Source organism: Oceanibium sediminis (assembly GCF_003265325.1).
Taxonomy (GTDB): domain Bacteria; phylum Pseudomonadota; class Alphaproteobacteria; order Rhodobacterales; family Rhodobacteraceae; genus Halovulum; species Halovulum sediminis.
Genome location: NZ_QGNX01000014.1, coordinates 1 through 19,410, shown reverse-complemented (window position 1 = coordinate 19,410; position 19,410 = coordinate 1). Strand labels below are relative to the sequence as shown.

At 58.5% G+C, this 19,410-nt stretch carries 14 protein-coding genes and 1 pseudogene; 13 read left to right on the top strand and 2 right to left on the bottom strand.

The annotated features are described in order from the left end of the window. Positions 1-7: 7 nt before the first annotated feature. The 6 genes from DJ029_RS19660 (at position 8) to DJ029_RS19630 (ending at position 12,296) form a co-directional block, all read left to right on the top strand. Complete coding sequence (locus DJ029_RS19660; RefSeq protein WP_112324195.1) at positions 8-1,363, top strand: ISKra4 family transposase; 1,356 nt, start codon at positions 8-10, stop codon at positions 1,361-1,363. A 239-nt stretch (positions 1,364-1,602) separates the two neighbouring features. Further along, positions 1,603-2,601, top strand: coding sequence for a helix-turn-helix transcriptional regulator (locus DJ029_RS19655; protein ID WP_157966458.1), 999 nt, complete (start codon positions 1,603-1,605; stop codon positions 2,599-2,601). 67 nt (positions 2,602-2,668) lie between these two features. Further along, positions 2,669-5,287, top strand: coding sequence for a RecB family exonuclease (locus DJ029_RS19650; RefSeq protein WP_112324193.1), 2,619 nt, complete (start codon positions 2,669-2,671; stop codon positions 5,285-5,287). Further along, positions 5,284-8,430, top strand: a complete 3,147-nt coding sequence (locus DJ029_RS19645) for a UvrD-helicase domain-containing protein (protein WP_112324192.1) — start codon at positions 5,284-5,286, stop codon at positions 8,428-8,430. The genes DJ029_RS19650 and DJ029_RS19645 overlap by 4 nt, the downstream gene beginning before the upstream one ends. Before the next feature lie 57 nt (positions 8,431-8,487). Then, positions 8,488-10,995 (top strand): AAA family ATPase, encoded by a 2,508-nt coding sequence (locus tag DJ029_RS19635; RefSeq protein WP_198671205.1) that lies wholly within the window; start codon positions 8,488-8,490, stop codon positions 10,993-10,995. Beyond that, complete coding sequence (locus DJ029_RS19630; RefSeq protein ID WP_112324191.1) at positions 10,992-12,296, top strand: McrC family protein; 1,305 nt, start codon at positions 10,992-10,994, stop codon at positions 12,294-12,296. The genes DJ029_RS19635 and DJ029_RS19630 overlap by 4 nt, the downstream gene beginning before the upstream one ends. Before the next feature lie 76 nt (positions 12,297-12,372). On the opposite strand, the gene DJ029_RS19625 is transcribed toward DJ029_RS19630, so the two are convergent. Beyond that, positions 12,373-13,215: a hypothetical protein gene (locus DJ029_RS19625; protein ID WP_112324190.1), complete on the bottom strand. Its 843-nt coding sequence runs from the start codon at positions 13,213-13,215 to the stop codon at positions 12,373-12,375. A 236-nt stretch (positions 13,216-13,451) separates the two neighbouring features. Then, positions 13,452-14,108 (bottom strand): hypothetical protein, encoded by a 657-nt coding sequence (locus DJ029_RS19620; protein WP_232823147.1) that lies wholly within the window; start codon positions 14,106-14,108, stop codon positions 13,452-13,454. Positions 14,109-14,321: 213 nt separating this feature from the next. Between DJ029_RS19620 and DJ029_RS19615 the strand changes: the two genes are divergently transcribed. The 7 genes and pseudogenes from DJ029_RS19615 to DJ029_RS19580 form a co-directional block, all read left to right on the top strand. Further along, entirely contained in the window at positions 14,322-14,660 is a 339-nt protein-coding gene (locus DJ029_RS19615) for a helix-turn-helix domain-containing protein (RefSeq protein ID WP_112324188.1), read from the top strand. Between the two features lie 3 nt (positions 14,661-14,663). Continuing rightward, positions 14,664-15,920, top strand: coding sequence for a type II toxin-antitoxin system HipA family toxin (locus tag DJ029_RS19610; protein ID WP_112324187.1), 1,257 nt, complete (start codon positions 14,664-14,666; stop codon positions 15,918-15,920). Between the two features lie 534 nt (positions 15,921-16,454). Beyond that, a complete protein-coding gene (locus DJ029_RS19600; RefSeq protein WP_010138156.1) occupies positions 16,455-16,781 on the top strand; it encodes a hypothetical protein in 327 nt (108 codons plus the stop codon). Further along, entirely contained in the window at positions 16,738-17,421 is a 684-nt protein-coding gene (locus DJ029_RS19595) for a lytic transglycosylase domain-containing protein (RefSeq protein WP_112324186.1), read from the top strand. Before DJ029_RS19600 ends, DJ029_RS19595 begins: the two co-directional genes overlap by 44 nt. Then, on the top strand, positions 17,418-17,708 hold the full coding sequence (locus DJ029_RS19590; RefSeq protein ID WP_054540759.1) for a TrbC/VirB2 family protein: 291 nt from the start codon (positions 17,418-17,420) through the stop codon (positions 17,706-17,708). The genes DJ029_RS19595 and DJ029_RS19590 overlap by 4 nt, the downstream gene beginning before the upstream one ends. A 9-nt stretch (positions 17,709-17,717) precedes the next feature. Next, positions 17,718-17,996, top strand: a complete 279-nt coding sequence (locus tag DJ029_RS19585) for a VirB3 family type IV secretion system protein (protein ID WP_009574151.1) — start codon at positions 17,718-17,720, stop codon at positions 17,994-17,996. After that, positions 17,986-19,230: pseudogene (locus DJ029_RS19580) on the top strand (VirB4 family type IV secretion/conjugal transfer ATPase); the annotation flags it as partial. The gene DJ029_RS19585 and the pseudogene DJ029_RS19580, both read left to right, overlap by 11 nt. Between the last annotated feature and the right edge of the window lie 180 nt (positions 19,231-19,410).

The following is a 19,410-nucleotide window of genomic DNA, read 5'->3' as shown; positions in this document are numbered from 1 at the left end:
AACTGCCATGGACGTGCGGATTATTGTCGAGACGACCTTCGAGAACGGAACCACAAAGAGGCATCGTCTCGGCTGTTTATCCCGCCCGTTTCGGCGCACCCAGCCTGAGGGGTTTGGGTTGCTGCTCGAAGATGCGAAGACGATCCTTGGGCAATTGCAGAAAGCGATCCTGCGCGACCAGATCGAGGAAATTTCCGAAGCCGGCAGGATCTGTCCTGACTGCGGCACGGTGCGAGCCATCCATGATTATCGATCGAGGATGCTCGACACGCTCTTCGGCAGGTTCCAGGTCAAGGCACCGCGCATTCGCCGCTGCGGCTGCAATGCTCGGTCGGACGGCGTCCTGGGCGGGCCGCTTTCGCCTCTCGCCCACTTTTTCCCGGATCGCTCGACCCCGGAACTACAACGCCTTCAGGCTGAATTCGGGGCACGACATTCCTTCCGGGAAGCGGCGCGCATCCTGGAAACCTTTCTGCCTTGTGCGAAGCAGGTGAATACGTCGGTGCGGAACCGTCTTGGCAAAGTCGCACGGGACATCTGCGATAGCGAACTGACTGAGCCGGTGCTTGCGGAGGCCACCGAAGATGCGCCCGGGGTGACGGTCTTCGTGGACGGCGCACATATCCGATGCAGGCCGGAATACCAGAAACGACACCTCGATGTTGTGGTCGGCAAGATCGAAAGCCACGACAAGTGCCGCCGTTTCGGCCTTGTTCAGCAGGCGGTGCTGTCGCCAGCCTGCCAGCTTCGCAAGGACTTGAGGGCTCTCGGTTGGGATCATGGAAAGGTGGTCACGGTGATTTCGGACGGGGAACCCGCGTTACCGAACCTCGTGCGCGACGCCGTCGGTGGAAAGGTCCGCCACATCCTCGACTGGTGGCATATCTCGATGCGTATTCAGCACGTCGAGAACGCGGTAAAGGGCCTGCTGCAGATCGGGGGCTTCTCCGGCATTCCAGTGCTGTTCAAACGCCCGGCCGAAACGCTGCGATGGTACCTGTGGCATGGGAAAGTCATGACGGCCACGACCAGTCTGCAATGGTTGATGGTCGATTGTGCGCGGCTGAATACAGATGATCGCATGGCGGCTGAAGCAGCCCAACGCGTACAAGCCCGGTGTCGGGATCTGTATTCCTACCTTGCGAACAACATGGACAGCCTGACCGACTATGGTCGGCGGTACCGCGCGGGTCTTCCGATTTCTTCATCTCGGGCCGAGGGCTGTGTAGACGACATCGGCAACACCCGCATGGGAAAGCGCCGCCGCATGAGATGGTCGCCCAAGGGAGCCCACCGCGTGGCCGTTGTCCGCGCCGCCGTTCTCGACGGCCGGCTAACCGGCGCCTACCAAAGAGCCGCGTGACCTCCAACGACCCCCACCATTTGCCCGCTCCCCGCCGTGTCTCAGATTTAAGGGTAACGCGACAGGAGGCAAGCGGTTTGATCCGCGAAGTGACCGGGCAGGGGCGATATCGAATGTGGTCTCTCGACATCTGAAAGTCGTTTCTCAGGGTTTGCGGGATGGCTCCAATGTGTCAGCATGACAGAAATTGTCATGCTGCGATATTACAGCAAACGCAAACCGGAAATGAGGCCGTCAGAATGACTTTCTCAAAAGCTGCCAATCTGTTGCGCGTCGCTGACATGGCGACGTCGCGGTATGATGGAATCCGATTGCAGGACGTGACGGACGAGTTCGGCTGTGACCACAGAACCGCACAGCGCATGATGCGTGCTTTTGAAGCAGTGTTTCCTCAGGTTAGCGTCACCGAAGATAATCAGCGCCGCCGCCGCTGGCATTTGCCCCGCAGTGATCCTCGATGGCTGCAGGCCCAAGGACTACGCGACAGTGAATTGGCCGCACTCGAAATGGCAGAGAAACGCGCGCTTCGCGATGGCGCGCTCGAAGATGCAAAAAACACCCGCGCTTTGCGAGATAGACTGCTTGCAGCAATGCCCGCAAGCCATGCCAGACGCACCGAAGCGGATGCTGAGGCCTTGCTCGAAGCGCAAGGATTTGCATCTCGCCCCGGGCCTCGGTCCGTCACCAACATGGAATTGCTTGGGACGGTGACAGAAGCTTTGCGGGCCCCTTGGGAACTGAAGCTCTCATATCGCGGGGCTGACGATCCGCGACCGCGCGTGAGAGTCGTTCAACCCTATGGCGTTCTTCTTGGTGTCCGACAGTACCTTGTTGCTAAGCCAGTCGATGGAAACCAAGTGATGCGCCGGTTCCGTCTGGATCGTATCGAAGAGGTCAGCATTACGGGCCAGAGTTTTGCACGAGATCCAGAATTTCATCTGGATTCATTCGCTGCTCTGTCTTTCGGCTCCTACCACTCGGATGAGGAATATGGCGAGGTAACATGGCGGTTTGCGCCTGAAGCTGCGGAAACGGCGCGGCGCTTCGTCTTTCACCCAAACCAGAGTGCTTCAGACCAGCCCGATGGATCCGTCCTCGTCAGATTTGTCGCCTCCGGTCATTTGGAGATGGCCTGGCATCTTTACCAATGGGGAAACCAAGTTGAGGTCATCGCGCCGAAAGAACTCCGAGAACTTGTGGAGGCGTATCGACGAAGTGACTTCCCTTCACTACCATGACAGAAATTGCCACCCTTAGTTCCTAATATTGCATTACCGCCCAGATAACCGATTCTCGAGAGTGCCCATGCGTATCGATCCCTTACTAACTGCCAACCCCATTACCGGGGCCGTGCGCTATGTGACGGACGACCTGCTTCGAGAGACCTATCTCGCTCCGAAATCCCGCGATCTAGACTTGCTGGCCACTCTCGAAGGACGGAACGCACCTTGGAGCGCAAGCTTTGAGGCCGCTCCCGCAGAGACAACGCGAGCCGTCGAGGCAGCTCTCACAGCTGTCGCTCGTTCAACGCATAGCCTCAGTCCTACTGAACTCGATGTTTCGGCATTGCCAGAATGTCGTGCGAAAACACACCTCGCTGCGTTGAAAGAACTTTGGAAGGACTTGGGCAGTTTGCCTGAGCCATTGGCGGCATGGGCGCGTGTGATCTGTTCTGAAGCGAAAGATGCACTCGAGCCGCTGCCAATCCTTGATCCGTCGCCGTGTCCACACGCTGATGCGGCAGAAGCTGCCCTAGCGGAAGCTCTGACACGCCAACACGGCGCTGCACCCGAAGCAGTTCTGACAAGTTGGATGCAGCGCCAGCCGCGAGGTGATGGGTCAGCAGTTGGTTGCTACGGCATTGTCCAAAATCACTTGGGTGCGGCGACGAATCCTGTCGAACGTGATTCCACCGTGTCCTGTTTCGGGCTGCGTGATCCGAGAGAAGAAGCACAATTTGCAGCGGCACTTGCCCAACGCATGCTTGATGACGGCTGCGTTGATGGCCCTGGCGAAATAGGGTTCTTGGTGCCCGACGACACCGCCTACATGTTGGCAATGCAGGAAGGCTGCGAACGACTCGGTCTGCCGCTTGCGGGTGCGCCGGAGGAAGCGGCCAGGAGAGACCTGACAGGCGAACTTCTTTCGCTCCTGCTGGTCCTGTTGTCCGTGCCTGCACCGCGCACGGCGCTGGCATCCCTTTACATCTCTCCTTTGATGCCATGGACGCGCGACGTTGGTCATCAAATGGCCCGTGAAGTAATGGATTACGGCTGGTCCAAGACGGCCTCTCAGTTGACTGGATCAGCGAAGGAGTTGCTGGAAGCGCTGCAACCATCGCATACTCCGGAGCAATTGTTCGCGCGTCTGGGCGCGATCGATAAATCTCTACCAAATACGGACTTGCAACCGCGCATTGCGCCCTTGCGCGCAGTAACCCGCGAAAAGCTCGACTGGGCACTGCTTCACAAGCTGGCGGTTCCACACCAGGTTGACGCCACTGGACATCAACGGTTTGTGGAAGGGGTATCGCTCTTCACAGAGAATACACTTCCGTGGCGGCCCGTTCGCCAGCTACTTGTGCTGGGGATGAACGGCAACCGCTGGCCACGTAGCCCTGGGTCGGATCCTTTCTTCACCGAGGCTGAAGTTGCTCTGATCCGCCAGAATACCGGACTGCAACTTAAGGGCCGCCGCGAGAAGCTCGCGCGTGGACTGGAACTCTTCCGCCGTCAACTTTGCGCAGGGACAGAAGGTTTGACACTCCTCGCACCGGCGAAAAATCTGCTCGGAGAACCATTGTCGCCTTCCACCGGCTTGGCCTTGATCAGCCATATGCTCAGGTTTGAGAAACCAACAGACCTTATGCAGGACGTTCGAGCTCTACCGCGTGATCAATGGCCCGTGGCATGGCATGTAACGCCCCACCTTTCGCACGGGTTCAGAGCTGAACTCCCGGAAGATGGTATTCTGCGGCTCAACCGTGGTCTTGGCACACCAGACAAACCGGGCATCGATCTTCTCCGCATCCGGCATGATGATGCGGGGCGGATGCTGCCGCAATCGCCCTCGCGTCTTGAATCCCTGCTTGTGAGCCCCTTGGCCTGGTTGCTCGACGAGCTCGATGCGAAAGACCGCACCTGGGCACCAGAAACCCTCGATGTCATGACCCTCGGGACAATTATACATCAGGTCCTCGAAGACGCCTTCCCTGAAAACGCGCCAGTCTCGGCGATTGACGCTTTGGAAGCAACACTGCCCGATATCCTCGATGCAGCGATCAAGAAACACGCAAGATGGCTCAGCGGCGCATCTTGGGCTACAGAACGTCAATCCCTCTTGGGCGAGGCACTTGACGTCGCAAGAACTTGGGCCGGATTCTTGAACGAAACTGGCGCGACCATTTTGCACAACGAAATCAATCTTGCCGGGGATCACGGTGGACTGCTCTTGCATGGCAAGGCCGACTGCCTCCTACAGTTGCCGGACGGGCGGATTCTCGTTGTTGATCACAAGAGATCAGGAGCCGGCAATCGCCGCGACCGCATGTCAAAGGGCTGGGACCTACAAGTCGCACTCTATCGCGCTATGCTGGAGCGCCCCAACGAAGAGACCGCGCTGACGCGACTGGTCGACGATGGAGCGCAAATCGTCACCGCCTATCACACAACACGCGACGCGACGGTTTTGTCCGATGACCTTGGAGCGGGCCTTGCCCGTGTCGAAGCTGCCTCCCGAGATGTCTCTGAGAATGCAATGTCGCATCTCGCGGATGCCGTCGCAGAGGTTGGTGCTGGTACAGTGCGATTAAACCGAGAGGGAGATGCCAAGCGGTTCGAGAAAGAGCGCGGTATCAAAGCGTACGCACTCGAAGGCAATCCGCTGGTTGCGGCCTTCACTTTGCCCGAGGAGGACCAGGCATGACACATCTCACGCTTGTACCTGCCGGAGCAGGGGCCGGGAAAACCCATCGCATCAAGGAAACGCTTGCCGATTGGGTGGTGGGTGGTGAGATTGCCGCCAGCAGGATCTTGGCTGTGACCTTCACAGAAGCTGCTGCTTCGGAGATGCGCGATCGTATCCGCGGCGCATTGATGGCGCGGGGGCGCATCGGGGATGCGCTTGAAATTGACCGAGCATACATCGGTACTATCCACGCTTTAGGACAGCGGCTTCTGACAGAACATGCCTTCGCCGGCAGGCGCTCCCCCGAGAGCCGTCTTCTGACAGAGCCCGAGCGCGATCTTCTTATCCGCTTGGAGATGGGGCGTTGTGAGGCGTTGAAGCCGTTGATGGTTGACTTGGCTCGATTTGGTTATGCTTGGGATCCGCAGACAGGCATGAGTGCCGAGGAGAAATTCCGCGCGAAACTCCTGCAAACTGTCGATCTGATCCGAGGCTTGGGCGAGCGAGGTGGTTCTCCGGATATTCTGAACTCTGCACTGGCGGAATTGACCGATGGCTATGGTGAATGCGAAGCTAATGGAACAGCTTTGACAGATGCATTGAGACGGGCTGTGCAGTCTCTTCTGGATGCATTTCCGCACAATCTTGCAAATCAATTCCAAGGCAATGCGTCTGCCGTGAAGGACTTTTCCGGCAACCACAAAGACCTGCGCCGCGCTTTGGGGCCCGGTGTTTTGGAGGGCGACTGGAAGCTATGGCAAAAACTGAGAAATCTTCGTCAGTCGAAGCGGGGCTCACAAACCCCTGAGGGCTACGATGAACGTGCAGCTGCCGTGGTCACCGCTGCAGATTTCTTGCCACGCCATCCGGGGCCTCTGGAGGATGCTCGCGCCCATCTCACCGCAATTGTGACCGGTGCACAGGAGGTTCTCGCCGCCTATCAGGCCGCGAAACGGGAAGCAGGACTCATCGATTATGCCGACATGATCGTCGAAACCGAAACCTTGCTGCGGAAAGACCCCGCAATCCTGCAATCGGTTCTTGGCGAGATCGATTGTGTGGTGATCGATGAGTTCCAAGACACTAACCCGGTTCAGTTCGCCCTACTTTGGCGGCTGGCTTGTAGCGCCAAGCATGCACTCATCGTTGGAGACACCAAACAGTCGATCATGGGATTTCAGGGCGCAGATGCCCGGCTGTCAGCAGCACTTCAAACGGCCAATCCGGATGTTATTGCACCGCTTGACCGCAACTGGCGATCCGATCCGCGGATCATGGAACTTGTGAACACGCTTGGGCCAACACTCTTCCCAGATAACTATGATGCGCTTTCGCCAGTGAGGGCTGAGACCGGTGAGACGGCATTCGAAGTTCTGAATTTGCCGCGAAGTGACTTCGTAAATGGGGCTCCCAGCATCGCCAACCGCGTCGCCGATCTTCTGGCTGATGGAAAACAAGTGTTCGACAAAGCGCGAGAAGAGCTTCGTGCTGTTCGTCCAGAAGACATCGCCGTGCTCTGTTACACCCACGGTCATGCCAGCAGCGTCGCCGCAGCACTTGAGGCACATGGCATTCCTGTCCGCATTCAGCAGGCGGGCTGGCTGGGCGCACCCGCTATGCGTGCAGCGCGCGCGGCGTTGGCCTACGCGTCTGACCCCGGAGATAAATACGCGGCACTCACGTGGCTAACGCTCGGGCCACCTCGAATGGCGATGGAGGATGCTCTTCGCAACGCCGTGGATGGAGTACTGGACACACATCAGTCATTGGAAACCCTACGAGGGTTGAACCAATCAATCGAAACGCTTCCTACCGCTGATGCGGTTGCCTTGGTGTTGCAGACCACCGGTTTACGAGAATGGGCTGCAGGCATGTCCGATGCAACGCAGGCGCTGGCGGATTTGGCCCGCCTGGATGGAGAAGCGCAGGAGTTTGACAGGATGTTGCCCGGGTTGCGCGCCGCGGCAGGCTTCCATGGCAGCAATATGCAGATTTTCCTGGGTTGGATTTCAGGGCAGACGGATAGAGACTGGGATCGCCACCCGGACCGCGACGCCTGGTCAGGCAGCGGCGTTGAAATTTGTACATGGCATTCAGCAAAAGGTCGGGAATGGCCGATTACATTCGTGGCCGGCCTCGATCAAAGTATTGCTGAGCGACCTGGAACGTTGCGTGCAGAGTTCGAGAGCTTTGATCATCTTGCGAGTGTGCTGGACAACGCTGGACTAGGCTTCCTCCCGGACTTCGCAGCCCCGGAGAGCCAGCAAGCCTTTGCTGACGCGCGGCATCCCGAAGATATGAAAGATGCCGCTCGCAAGCTCTACGTCGCACTGACGCGCGCTCGGGATATACTGATCTTGGTTCTCCCTAAGGAACGGAGGACGGCCCGCACGCAACCCGAACGAATGATAGATATTCTACGGGATCACGCCGGTCTTACGGTAGACGACGGCGAAATCTCTCTGTGCGGACGCGCGTTTGAGGCTCGAATCTTCGACGGCAATGTCGAAAGCCCCGACTCGGCAGGAATCATTGAAAATGTTGGGTATGCACTCTTCGGCGAGCGACGGGTGTTGAGTCTGACTGGCAAGACTGCGTGGCGACGGAGCCCATCGACTTTCGCCAACCCAATCGACGAACCAGCAAGCCATCTGACTACCTACAATCTTGCATCACCTATCTCAGATCGCGCATTGGCCGATCCTGCGGCGCGAGGAACCGCCTGGCATCTTGCTCTGCGCGTCCTCGTCCAACACCCAGACAAGGCAAATCAGCTGGAAGCCGCGACCGGCCTGCCGAAAGACACTCTTGGGGAGATTGAAGCGCAGGCCAGGGCTCTAACCTCTTGGCTTTCTGATCAGGGCTTTGATCGTTTACATTTCGAACTTCCTGTTCAGGAAGTGGCGGCCGATGGTTCTGAGACCAATGCGATCATCGATTTGCTGGCCGAAGGCCAGAACGGCCTGCTAATCGTCGACCACAAATCCGGGGCCTGCCCGGATCCTGAGGCACGTTACGCAACCTATCTACCTCAGCTCGCGGCATATGCAGAGCTGATCCGAAAGGAGTGGCCGGATAAACAGCTCAAAGGAATAGCGATCAACTGGATGAGCGAAGGAACACTTTCGCTTTCCCGGGTGCCGCAGGAAGTCCTCACGTGAAATAACCCAGCCAGAAAAGAGCATTAAAATTCGTAGAACTGAGTTTGGGAGAAGCCGTTGAACGACAATGAATTTAAGGCCTGGTTAGAACAGGGTGGCGCACAAACCGAAGCGGGGCGAAACTCGAGGACGTACGCCGTTCGAACCATAGAGCGAAACCTTGCCGTGCTTGGCATGCCCTACGAGAACCTTGAGGAAGCTTGGAAGGCCGATCAATTTGCGGGACTCAGGGAACGTCTCAAAGCGATGCGTGACGACGCTCGTTCAGGAGGTGAAGACTATCGAATCCTGATGCCGGATTCCGAAAAGCCGCTCAACCGTCTGTCGAATTGGAGCAGCTGGTTGGCGCAATACGGTCGGTTCATTGCAGGCGAACCGCCTGGAGCCGCAAAGGATGCAGATCGAATTCGCCAACACGTGCTGGAAGAGTATATCGAGCCGGCCCGTGAAGAAGGTACATCCCATGTCGACGTGCTTGTTCGTGACGTCAACACGGCGCTCAATCTGAATGAAGCCTGGCCAAACATTTGTCAGGCCTTGGCGGGAAAGATTTTCCAGGACCTCGCACAGGTCAGTGCTCCGGAGCGGATTGGGGCCGACCAAAGCTCGGCCACTGTGTTTCGCTTTGGGCTCGACGAGTCGGCGACGTCACAAAACGAACGACCATTCACGCTATTTGATCCCGCTGGAAATCCGTTCCAACCAGTGAAGAATTTCAATCGGTCCAACGGAGTTTCAGCCTATCGGATCAAGCCCAAGGGTGCGGGCAACAAAGTGGACGAAGCGATCGAAACTGAAGACATGGTAGAGGTCGCGCGGGCAATGCTCGTGGACGGGCTTGCTTCGAGAGTCAAAGCCATCGCCGGCGGCACGGTCAACTATTTGACCTACGGTGGAGAAAAGCTCGTTCGATACCAACTTGATCCCGACATAGCGAAAAAAATTGGTGTGCCTGCCAGTGGCAGCGTTCAACAACCGACAAAACAGGTAGAAAATACCATGGCCATTGCCCAACAGGATGAGCGTCCCACAGCTACCAATCTTATTCTCTTTGGTCCGCCTGGCACAGGGAAAACCTTCAGTACTGCGGCTGAGGCCGTCAAATTGTGCGGGGAGCCTGTGCCAGAAGATCGCGACGAGCTGATGGAAGCCTATCAGGGACTGCTCGCCGCGGGTCGGATCGAGTTCGTCACGTTTCATCAGTCGATGGCTTATGAAGAGTTCGTCGAGGGACGACAGCCGATGACAGGCGCGGACGATGGAGAGGACACTTCCACAGCCGGGTTCCGGTTGGAAACCGTTCCGGGCATTTTCCGGCGCATTTCGAAACGCGCGGAGACCAGCCGTGGGCATTCATCTGGCGAGGACTCGATACGTGTCGAAGGCCGGCAAGTCTTCAAGATGTCGATTGGTGAGGCCAACAACCCGGAAGACGCGTATCTCTTTGAGGAAGCGATTAAGGGCGGCTACACCCTCCTTGGTTTCGGAGATATCGACTGGTCGGACGAGAAATTCGAAAGCCGAGACGGGATCATCAAGGCCTGCAAGGCCCAGGGTGACCAAGACGGCAACGTGGATGCCCGATCCGGCGTGGTGCAGATGCCCTTCATCTTTCGGAACTGGGTTCGAGAAGGTGACATCATTATCGTGTCGAAGGGCAACGGACTGTTCCGGGCCATCGGAGAGTTTACCGGCGGCTACGAATTCGCTCCCCGTCCCGGCGGCGGATACGCCCATCGTCGTGCAGTCCGTTGGCTCTGGATCGACCGCGAAGGCGTGCCGGTCGGAGAAATCTACTCCCGGCGTTTCTCGATGAAATCAATTTACCTGCTGTATGACGCTGAACTGAACGTGCCTGCCCTTGAGCGCTACATGAACAGCCAGCAAAAAGAGGGGCCAACTGATCCCGAGCCCTTTGTCCTGATCATCGACGAGATAAACCGCGCCAATATTTCCAAGGTTTTTGGCGAGCTAATTACGCTTTTGGAAGCGGACAAGCGGCTCGGTCAGCCGAACCAGCTGAAGGTGCGCCTTCCCTATTCCGGGGACGAGTTTGGTGTTCCATCGAATTTGCACATCGTTGGCACCATGAACACGGCCGACCGCTCGATCGCCCTGCTCGATACTGCGCTTCGGCGTCGGTTCACATTCCGCGAGATGATGCCAAATGCGGCAGTTCTAAAGGAGGCCGCGGCCCGCACCGGGATCGACCTGCCTAGCCTTCTGGCAATCATTAATGAACGCATTGAGTATCTGTACGATCGTGACCACCAGATCGGCCACGCATACTTTACCGGCTGCGACACCCGAGCCGACGTGGACGAAGTGATGCGGCACAAGGTTATCCCGCTGCTGGCTGAATACTTCTTCGAAGACTGGGGCAAAATCGCTGCGGTCCTGGGCGATCTGGAGACTCATGACGGACCGATTAAGGGTGGCTTCCTCAATAGGTCTGTTCTGAAAGCGCCCCCGGGCCTCGACAATGGCGAGGCGATGCCGCGTTTCAGATGGGATGTGCGGAGTGCTGAAGACGGCTTCGAGTACGCGAGGTTGCTTGGTTCATGATCCGCCGCACTCTCCGAGAATGGCAGCGCATCGGCTATGGGGACGACGACACGACCATCCCGCAGGCGGAAGCTGATCGGATTGCCGCCGTTGCGGCACGCTCGACCTTCGCGGGACGCGGTGGAGAAGGTGTACTCGAACACGGCCGCAAAGGCCTGCGGGCCCGCGGCGTGGTCGGCGTAATCGTCACGCAAGGCTGTCAATTGGAGATCCTTCCGAAGATCGAAGGCCTTGGTGAGCGCGAGGCTTCCGATGATGCTCTGCGTCGCCGCCTGATCCACATGCTGGCGGTTGTTCACGATCTGCGCATTGATGCAGGATCGCTGGCCCAGCTCGGATGGCAGAAGGACACCATACTGGAATTGTTGATCCGGCTTTTTTGCGCCCGCCTGATGGAAGCTGTGCGAATGGGATTGCCGCGCCGTTATCTTGATCATGCGGACGACCTACCTGCCCTCCGCGGCAGGCTCGATGTCACCCGCCAGTTTTCTCGCCATGCGGTCGCACCGCAGAGGCTAGCCTGTCGATACGATGAACTGTCTTCTGATATACCGCTCAACCAGGTGATGCGCGCCGCCGTGACGCGCTTGCAGCATCTGGCACAGGCGCCCGACAACCAGCGTATCCTGCGCGAGCTTGGCTTTGCCTATGCCGATGTGAGCGAGGTTTCCATCCCTGCGTTGCGATGGGACCAGATCACTCTGGATCGCACAAATCAGCGGTGGAGTGAACTTCTTTCGTTTGCCCGGCTACTCCTCACAGACCGGCATCAACAGACCACTGCTGGAGCTATTGATGGTCATGCGCTCTTGTTCGAGATGAATGCCTTGTTCGAACAATACGTTGCCAGACTGGTCACCCGCGCCCTAGCAGGCAGCGGATACCGTGTCGCAGCGCAAGGCGGTCATCGAGATTGCCTATTCGAAGGCGGTACAGGTCGGTTTCGGACCAAACCAGATCTCATCATCCGGCAGGGCGATCGAACCGTGCTTGTCATCGACACGAAATGGAAAAGGATGGCACCGCGCATCGACGATCCAAAGCAGGGCGTTAGCCAGGCTGATGTGTATCAATTGATGGCCTACAGCCAACTCTATCGGTGCCCGAACGTCATGCTGCTCTATCCACACCACGGCGATCTGCCGCCCGATCCGATCCGCACGCGCTACGCGATTGCAAGCGAAGGCGCGGAGGACAGCCTCCTAGTAGCTACGATGGACGTCACTGGCTCGTCGCAAACGCATGTAGAGGCTCTTAAACACTTGATCCAAGGAGCACTTCGGGAACACGAACTCGCGTAGTGTTTTGAGATCAGTCGTATCATGCCGCTGACGGAACGATTACCAGCGCCGCGGGATCTTTCTTCGAGTCTATCTGTCACCTGGATATCTCCCCAGCCAACACCGCTCGCCCGTGCACTGCCAACGTCGCTGAAAACCTCTGGCACCCAAACTTGCGGATCACATCGAGTACCCGCGCTTCGTAGGCAGCGTGCCCGATCAAACGACACAGGTCGGACGCATGGAACTGACGGTTCGCAGTCGGCGCGGCTTGCATCTGTTTCAGCAATTCGCGCTCTTTAGGGTCCGTTATTGGTCTCGCGGGCGGCTTGACCACGGGACGAGTTGGAGTTCCCAACGAATTTCGCCATCGACGCATGAAGCCAAGCAGGAAGCCGGCCGGCACCCTGCCGTTGCCTCGGGACCGGTTGAAGGCGAGGAAGCGATCCCAAATGACCTGGGTGTCGATGTTCCAGCAGGGTAACGTGGCCTTCGCGGCTTTGATGAGCTCTGCCCAACTGGTCTGAAAGACGTTCGAACTCTCGGTGATTTCGATCAGCCCTGAGAAGATAGTTTTGTTATTATTATCTCTAGATAGTGATGTGTCGCCTTCACCTGACACGAGATCATGGGTTTCACTCTCCTCGTCAAAGGCGGAAAACCGAAAGATCCAGGGCGCAAACTTGCCATTCGGCTTCGCCCGCTCGAGCTGCAACTCCGACCCCTCAAGTTCGTTCAGAAGAACCGTAAGATACTGCCGTGAGACACCCATCTTCTCCGCCAGGGCCGAGAGGGTGAAGGCTGCCGTTCCGCGCGACAAACCGTTGTAGCCATCCTTCCAGGCGATGGCGTCGAGGATGAGGGTGGCAAGCTTGTGCGCTGCAACAGAGAGATTTGTCTGCGTAATCCGTCGCAGGATCAGGCCGGTCGTAGGTTCCATGGTCGAGGTCTCCTTGGAGATCCGACGCCATGTCGTGAGACAACAACATTCTTGCCAGCAAAACAACTTTGCTGGTTGCAGGTGTTTTAGCGGTGCGCTAGGAAACTCTTGTTCACGGAGTTTTCTAGCACGGCGTCAGGCTTCACGGTCTGGCGTCGTCTCCTTTTCAGGGGTTTTGCACAGCCTCCCGTGCGGGGTTGAGATGACGCGCGCGGCAAAACCGCGCACAGATTTTGTCAGTAGCGAACTTCTTCAGAACCATAGTTCCCGGCGTGATCACGCCAGTCGACGAAGACGGAGCGGTAGAAGTAGCTGCCGCATCCATTCGGAATGCTCAGGCCAGATGCAGCCGGCACTTGGCCCACGTTGGATCTTGTCCATCGGTAATCGCCTTGCACGCCGTAGGACCCCAATCGCGTGGAGTCGCTGCGATTGCAGTCACCATCTCGGTTCTCGTGCTGGCGGTACTGGATGTGATAGACGCGAATGCTGCGCACGAAATCAAAGGCGTCGCCTGAGATGTCGATGTCGGCGCCATCTGTGGTTTGAACCTTGATCACCTGTCCGTCGTCCGGGAAGGACTGCCGGGGCAGGGTGGCTTGGAATGCGGTGTCGAACAGGCGCTCGGCCGGTCCGGGGCTTTCCAAAGGAGAGAACGCCACCCCCATAGGGCAGCGCCATATCTGGAGCGGCGGCTCGATGGGCCAAGGGGTGATCCGGCGTATGAATACGGCTCGAGCATGGGCACAAGGTGCCGATGCTGGCCAGCCACCAGCAAGACAGAGCAGGATGGCGCAGTCCACTTGGTAGGCACTTGCGGGTGTCGCAAGAGGAACTTGGCCCGAAAGCGTCAATGTCGCGGCCATCGCCAGCCGCACGATATGGCGTCTCATGTATCGACTCCCCACAAAACTATTCGCGCGAATACAATACAACACGATTGACAGCAATCGGATTTCTTTGATTGGGATATCCGGCTCGAAGGCTCAGGATCTATGGTTTGGATGCGGAAATTGCTCGGAGAAGCCAGTCAGCGAGACTCAATCACTTGCCTTATGTCTACTTATGCATACATAAAGGCTGCAATAAGACCGAGGATAGAGGCATTGCCTGCGTCATACCTTCCGCCCCCCGCAGCCAAGCGGGCGATCCGAAAGCTCGGGTCCGATATCCGCGACGCACGTTTGCGCCGCGGCTTGCCGGCGTCTGTTGTCGCCGAACGAGCGGGTATTGCGCGCTCAACCTACCACAAGATCGAAAAAGGTGATGCTGGCGTGTCCATCGGCATCTATGCGGCTGTGCTGCAAGCATTGAACCTTATGGATGGATTTGCAGATCTCGCTGATGCCAAGAACGATCCCCAAGGTGCACATGCAGCTCTTGAGCGCTTGCCGAAACGCGCGGTTCTTGCGCGCAAGAAGCCTGGCTCCAAGGAGAGCAGCTAGGCCATGGCAGATCGGGTCGTCGAAATCGACATCGAGCTCGATGGTGCGTTGGTGCCTGTCGGCACCATGCGTTGTGTGCCATCCCGGGCGCGCGAAACCGTCGTTTTCGAGTACTCGGACGATTGGCTGAACCGGCCAGAGCGGTTTGCTATTGATCAGGGCGTGCCTCTCTCGCCTGGGCCGTTTGTGCCATCAGGCAACGGAGAGATGTTTCCAGCCCTTGGTGACAGTGCCCCAGACAACTGGGGTCGTGCCTTGATGCGGCGTCGGGAACGGCGCCGCGCTGCGCGGGAGGAACGACCGGTTCGAACCTTGTTCGAGACGGATTATCTTATGGGTGTCTCCGATGTCAGCCGCATCGGAGCCTTGCGGCTGCGATGGCGTGGCGATGCCGACTATGCTGCACCCATCCAAGATGGCGTTCCGGGGTATATCGCGCTCCAGCGTCTTCTCGACGCAGTCGGGCGGTTCGAAGCTGGCGAAGAACGGGACGAGGACCTCGATCTCATTTTTGCGCCTGGGGCATCTCTTGGCGGAGCACGCCCAAAATGCTCGGTCTATGATGTGCAGGGCAAGCTCTCGATCGCCAAGTTTCCCAAGGCTGACGACGATTACAGCAAGGAACGCTGGGAGGAGGTTGCCGCACGATTGGCAGATCGGGCCGGCCTGACCATGGCTGACCACTCTCTGGCAAACATTGGTGATCAGCCGGTCTATCTGAGCGCCCGGTTTGACCGACGCGCAGCAGGCGAACGCATCCCGTATATGTCAGCCATGACCATGACCCAGAACCGGGATGGCGTATCTGGCAGCTATCTCGAGATCGTAGACGCGATCACCAGGACTGGCAGCCAGGCTGCCAGGGATCGTGAAGAACTCTATCGCCGCCTTGTCTTCACTGTTCTGGTGTCGAATACCGACGACCATATGCGCAATCACGGGTTTCTATGGGATGGGCCAGCTGGATGGCGGCTGTCGCCGGCGTTCGACATCAACCCGACATCCCAGTTGGAAAAGCCGCGTGTCCTGCAGACACGGATCGATTTCGACGACGGGACCTGTGACATTGACCTGGTGTTGGCCGTGGCACCTGAATTCGGCCTCCGCACCCAACACGCCCGGGAAATCGTCACTGAAGTGGCAAGAGCGACAGCGACGTGGCGCGAAGTTGCGCATCAGGTCGGGGCTCCGGCACGCGAGCTCGACTATCTGGAAAGTGCTTTCGAGCACGACGATCTGGAGAAGGCTTTGACGCTTTAATGTCCGCTTATGCGGACATTAAATTCATATAGTGTCTGCTTTCAAAGTCTCCAACATGGAGACGATGAAGAGTCATTCCAATATCGCGACCAGCCTTCCATAGTCCCGGCTAACCTCCTGTGCCTCGTGAAACGCGCGTTGGCGCTCGGCGTCCAAGCAGCGGAAGTATTCTTGTATGTCGGCGATGTACCCCTCGAAATCAGAACGGAGCAGATCGGCATATTCTCGAATGTCTTCGGACCGCTCAGGCAGGAAGGGCCGTTCCGGCGCGGTACATGCATTGGCGATTTGGCCAATCGACGCGAGAGGCACAACAAGACCAAGCAAACCGTATCGAAATGCACAAAAAATGCGCAGGGCAAAACTCCTTTGCCACTTCAAATTTATGGTTTCGTGCGGTAGCTACCTATTGCAACCAAAGACGGTTCGTCAACTCAAATAAATCGTCTTGCAGTCAATTATGTTGTCTTGTATCGCCCGTGTGGAAATGTCCCGCGGGCCGATACTCATGATGAGGAGGGCCCAGGGGAGGTCATGATAGAAGAAGCACCGAATGTGGTCACCGAAGACGGACTGCGCGGCTTGCTCGCCGAGGGCTACCTCATTGAGGTGGTCTGCAAGGAGAGAGCGGAGAAGCGCCATAACAGCTGGTACGGCTCGTGGGTCATCCGCGCCGTCGCCACTGATGGGCGTGACGATAAAATGCTCGTCACCAGCCGAAGCGTCCTCAAGCTCCGCGACTTCAAAACCATCGTTGGTCTTGTCAGTTTCCTGGCCGACATGGGCTGTACGACCGCGAGCATCCCACTTGAAGAAGGTGGCCGCGAGCGCCATGCCGCGCCTCCGGTCAAAGGCAGCTGACCGCGCAACTGCGCTCGTCGTTGCTTTGGGTACAGGCGTTTGTTCCGCGCCCCCGGCCCTGGCCGACGGTTTCATCTTTTCGGTTGGCCCAGACGGCCAATTGATTTCCTCTTCTCAAGAGGCAAACGGGCGCCTTTTTCTCTTCGCAGAACCTCGCGTTCCTGACGCAACGAGCGAGACAGCGATCCCGGCTCGATCCGCCGCCCGCGCCACCCCAGAAATCCTCCATGCGATCGAGACCACGGCGCTACGGTATGCCGGGCATGGTGCGCTGCGTCGCGCGGGGCTTTCCGTCACAGATTGGGCGCTCCTTTACCGAGCCAACATTGAAGTCGAGAGCGCATACAATCCGGCTGCACGTAGCCCTGTCGGTGCCATAGGCCTCGGGCAGCTTATGCCGGATACCGCCCGCGACCTCGGCGTGGACCCACATGACATTGCGCAGAATCTCGACGGATCAGCCCGCTACCTGCTGATGATGCTCGACCAGTTCGGCGAGGGCTCTCTGGCCCTTGCGGCATACAACGCTGGTCCGGAGGCGGTCACACGCCACGGCGGCATTCCCCCTTTTCGCGAAACCCAAGGGCATGTGGCCCGTGTGACTGCCGTGTTTGAGCGGCTCAGAGGAGATCTTTCATGACATCGAGACCTTCGATCGTCGCGCTCGGCGCGATGGCCCTTATCGTGCTGGCGGGTCCAGCGCTTGCACAGAGCATCGACCTCTCGCCGGTACAGACCCTACTTCAAGGCATTGTCGATGCGATCACCGGTCCCTTGGGGATCGTGATTGGCACGCTCGCACTGATCGGGGTGTTCCTTTCTTGGCTCTTTGGCATCCTCGACTTTCGTCAGGCGCTTTGGGTCGTGGTTGCAATCGCGGGCATCGCCGCAGCACCCACCATCGTCGCCGCCATCTGGACCACCTGAGCTCCATCCATGGCTGACCAGTCCCGCGTGTTCATCGGTCTTCTCAGGCCACCCAAGCTGATGGGCTTGCCGATCATGTACGCCATGGTCTGGCTCTTCGGCTCGACGCTTCTGTTCCTCTGGGTGCAGAGCTGGGTGGTGGCCGTCTTCGCGGGCTTGGCCTGGCCGGCGCTTTGGAAAGCCGCAGACTGGGATCCGAACTTCCTCGATGTCCTGGTGATCACCCTGCAGGAAACCCCGCCCACGACGAACCGCAAGCTCCACGGAGGCGACAGCTATGCCCCGTGATCGACTCGCCAATGACGTCGCAGAGGCGCTCGATCCGCTGACTGCGTTGCCCGCATGGGTCAGGGGCGAGAAGCGGCTCTCGTCGATGCTGCCCTACGTGAGCCTCGTCACCGACCGGACGATCCGGACACGCGGCAACGAACTGATGCAATGCATCAGGCTCGAGGGGGTGAACAGCACCACGAGCGAGGACGGGCATCTCGACCGGATCGGAGGGTTGCTGGCTGGCATCGTGGCGCAGGTCGGGACCGAGTTCTCATTCTACCTGCACAAGGTCTCGAAAGCGGTCGATGTGACCCTGCCGCCCGTTCCGGGCGAAGGGTTTGCGGCTGCCGTCGACGAACGATGGCACGCGCATCTCGGCCGCGCGGGTTTGCGCGACAAGACGCTGACCCTGACGGTGCTGAAGCGACCTGAGACCGGCAGCCGCTTGCCGTTCGGACTTGGGGCGTCTCGCTCGCGACACGCGGCCGACACCACCCGCCGCTTGCGCAAGCTCGACGAGGTTGTGGGGTTTCTGCTGTCCTCCTTCGATGAGCTGAAGCCCCGCCTGCTGGCCGCAAGCACCGGCGAGCTTCTGGGCTTCCTCGGTTCACTCAACACAGGCGAGGAGCACCCGCTCTTCCCCCGGTCGCGCCTCGGTGTGATCGCCGAGGACGTCGCAAATACCCGCGTCACCTTCTGCGGCACGACCATTGCGCTGTCCGATGGTGCCGTCGGCGACAAGCTCGGTGCGATCTTCGCGGTGAAGAACTACCCCGCCAAGACCGATAGCCTGATGCTCGACGAGTTGAATCTGCCCGTCGACATGGTGGTCACGCACTCCTTTGTGCCGATCAACGCCAACATCATGGCGGGCCGGATCAAGCGGCAGCTGCGGCTTATGGAGGCCGCCAATGACGGTGCCGTCAGCCTCGCGCAGGAGTTGGAACTCGCGCAGGACGATCTGGAATCCAAACGCCTGATCTTCGGTGAGCACCACATGACCGTGGCGGTCTATGCCCGCACACAGACGGCGCTTGACGATATCGCGGCCGAGATCCGCAACATCTCCGCCACCTCCGGCATCAACCTGATCTCGGAAGCCTTCGGAGCACGGGCGCATTTCATGGCGCAGCATCCCGGGAACACCGGGGCGCGCAGCCGAAAGGCAGCGATCACGAACCACAACTTCGCCGATCTCGCCACCTTCCACCGCACACCGCTCGGCAAAACCGGGCGGGAAGTCCCTTGGTGTCGCGTAGCCCATAATTGTGAGATGGGAAATTCAACGAAAACATCGGCTGTCCTTTGCCCTTAAATAGGGAGTGGGCAAAACCTGGGGGTTATGCGGCTGCTCTTTGGTACGCACCAGTTAGACGGCCGTCGAGAACGGCGGCACGCACAACGGCTACGCGGTGGGCTCCCTTGGGCG

Excerpts from the sequence above, each read along its gene's own strand:
- DJ029_RS19610 (WP_112324187.1), top strand. The coding sequence starts at position 14,664 with ATGGCAGATCGGGTCGTCGAAATCGACATCGAGCTCGATGGTGCGTTG.
- DJ029_RS19630 (WP_112324191.1), top strand. The coding sequence starts at position 10,992 with ATGATCCGCCGCACTCTCCGAGAATGGCAGCGCATCGGCTATGGGGAC.
- DJ029_RS19655 (WP_157966458.1), top strand. The coding sequence starts at position 1,603 with ATGACTTTCTCAAAAGCTGCCAATCTGTTGCGCGTCGCTGACATGGCG.
- DJ029_RS19590 (WP_054540759.1), top strand. The coding sequence starts at position 17,418 with ATGACATCGAGACCTTCGATCGTCGCGCTCGGCGCGATGGCCCTTATC.
- DJ029_RS19645 (WP_112324192.1), top strand. The coding sequence starts at position 5,284 with ATGACACATCTCACGCTTGTACCTGCCGGAGCAGGGGCCGGGAAAACC.
- DJ029_RS19625 (WP_112324190.1), bottom strand. The coding sequence starts at position 13,215 with ATGGAACCTACGACCGGCCTGATCCTGCGACGGATTACGCAGACAAAT.
- DJ029_RS19585 (WP_009574151.1), top strand. The coding sequence starts at position 17,718 with ATGGCTGACCAGTCCCGCGTGTTCATCGGTCTTCTCAGGCCACCCAAG.
- DJ029_RS19650 (WP_112324193.1), top strand. The coding sequence starts at position 2,669 with ATGCGTATCGATCCCTTACTAACTGCCAACCCCATTACCGGGGCCGTG.
- DJ029_RS19620 (WP_232823147.1), bottom strand. The coding sequence starts at position 14,108 with ATGAGACGCCATATCGTGCGGCTGGCGATGGCCGCGACATTGACGCTT.
- DJ029_RS19660 (WP_112324195.1), top strand. The coding sequence starts at position 8 with ATGGACGTGCGGATTATTGTCGAGACGACCTTCGAGAACGGAACCACA.
- DJ029_RS19600 (WP_010138156.1), top strand. The coding sequence starts at position 16,455 with ATGATAGAAGAAGCACCGAATGTGGTCACCGAAGACGGACTGCGCGGC.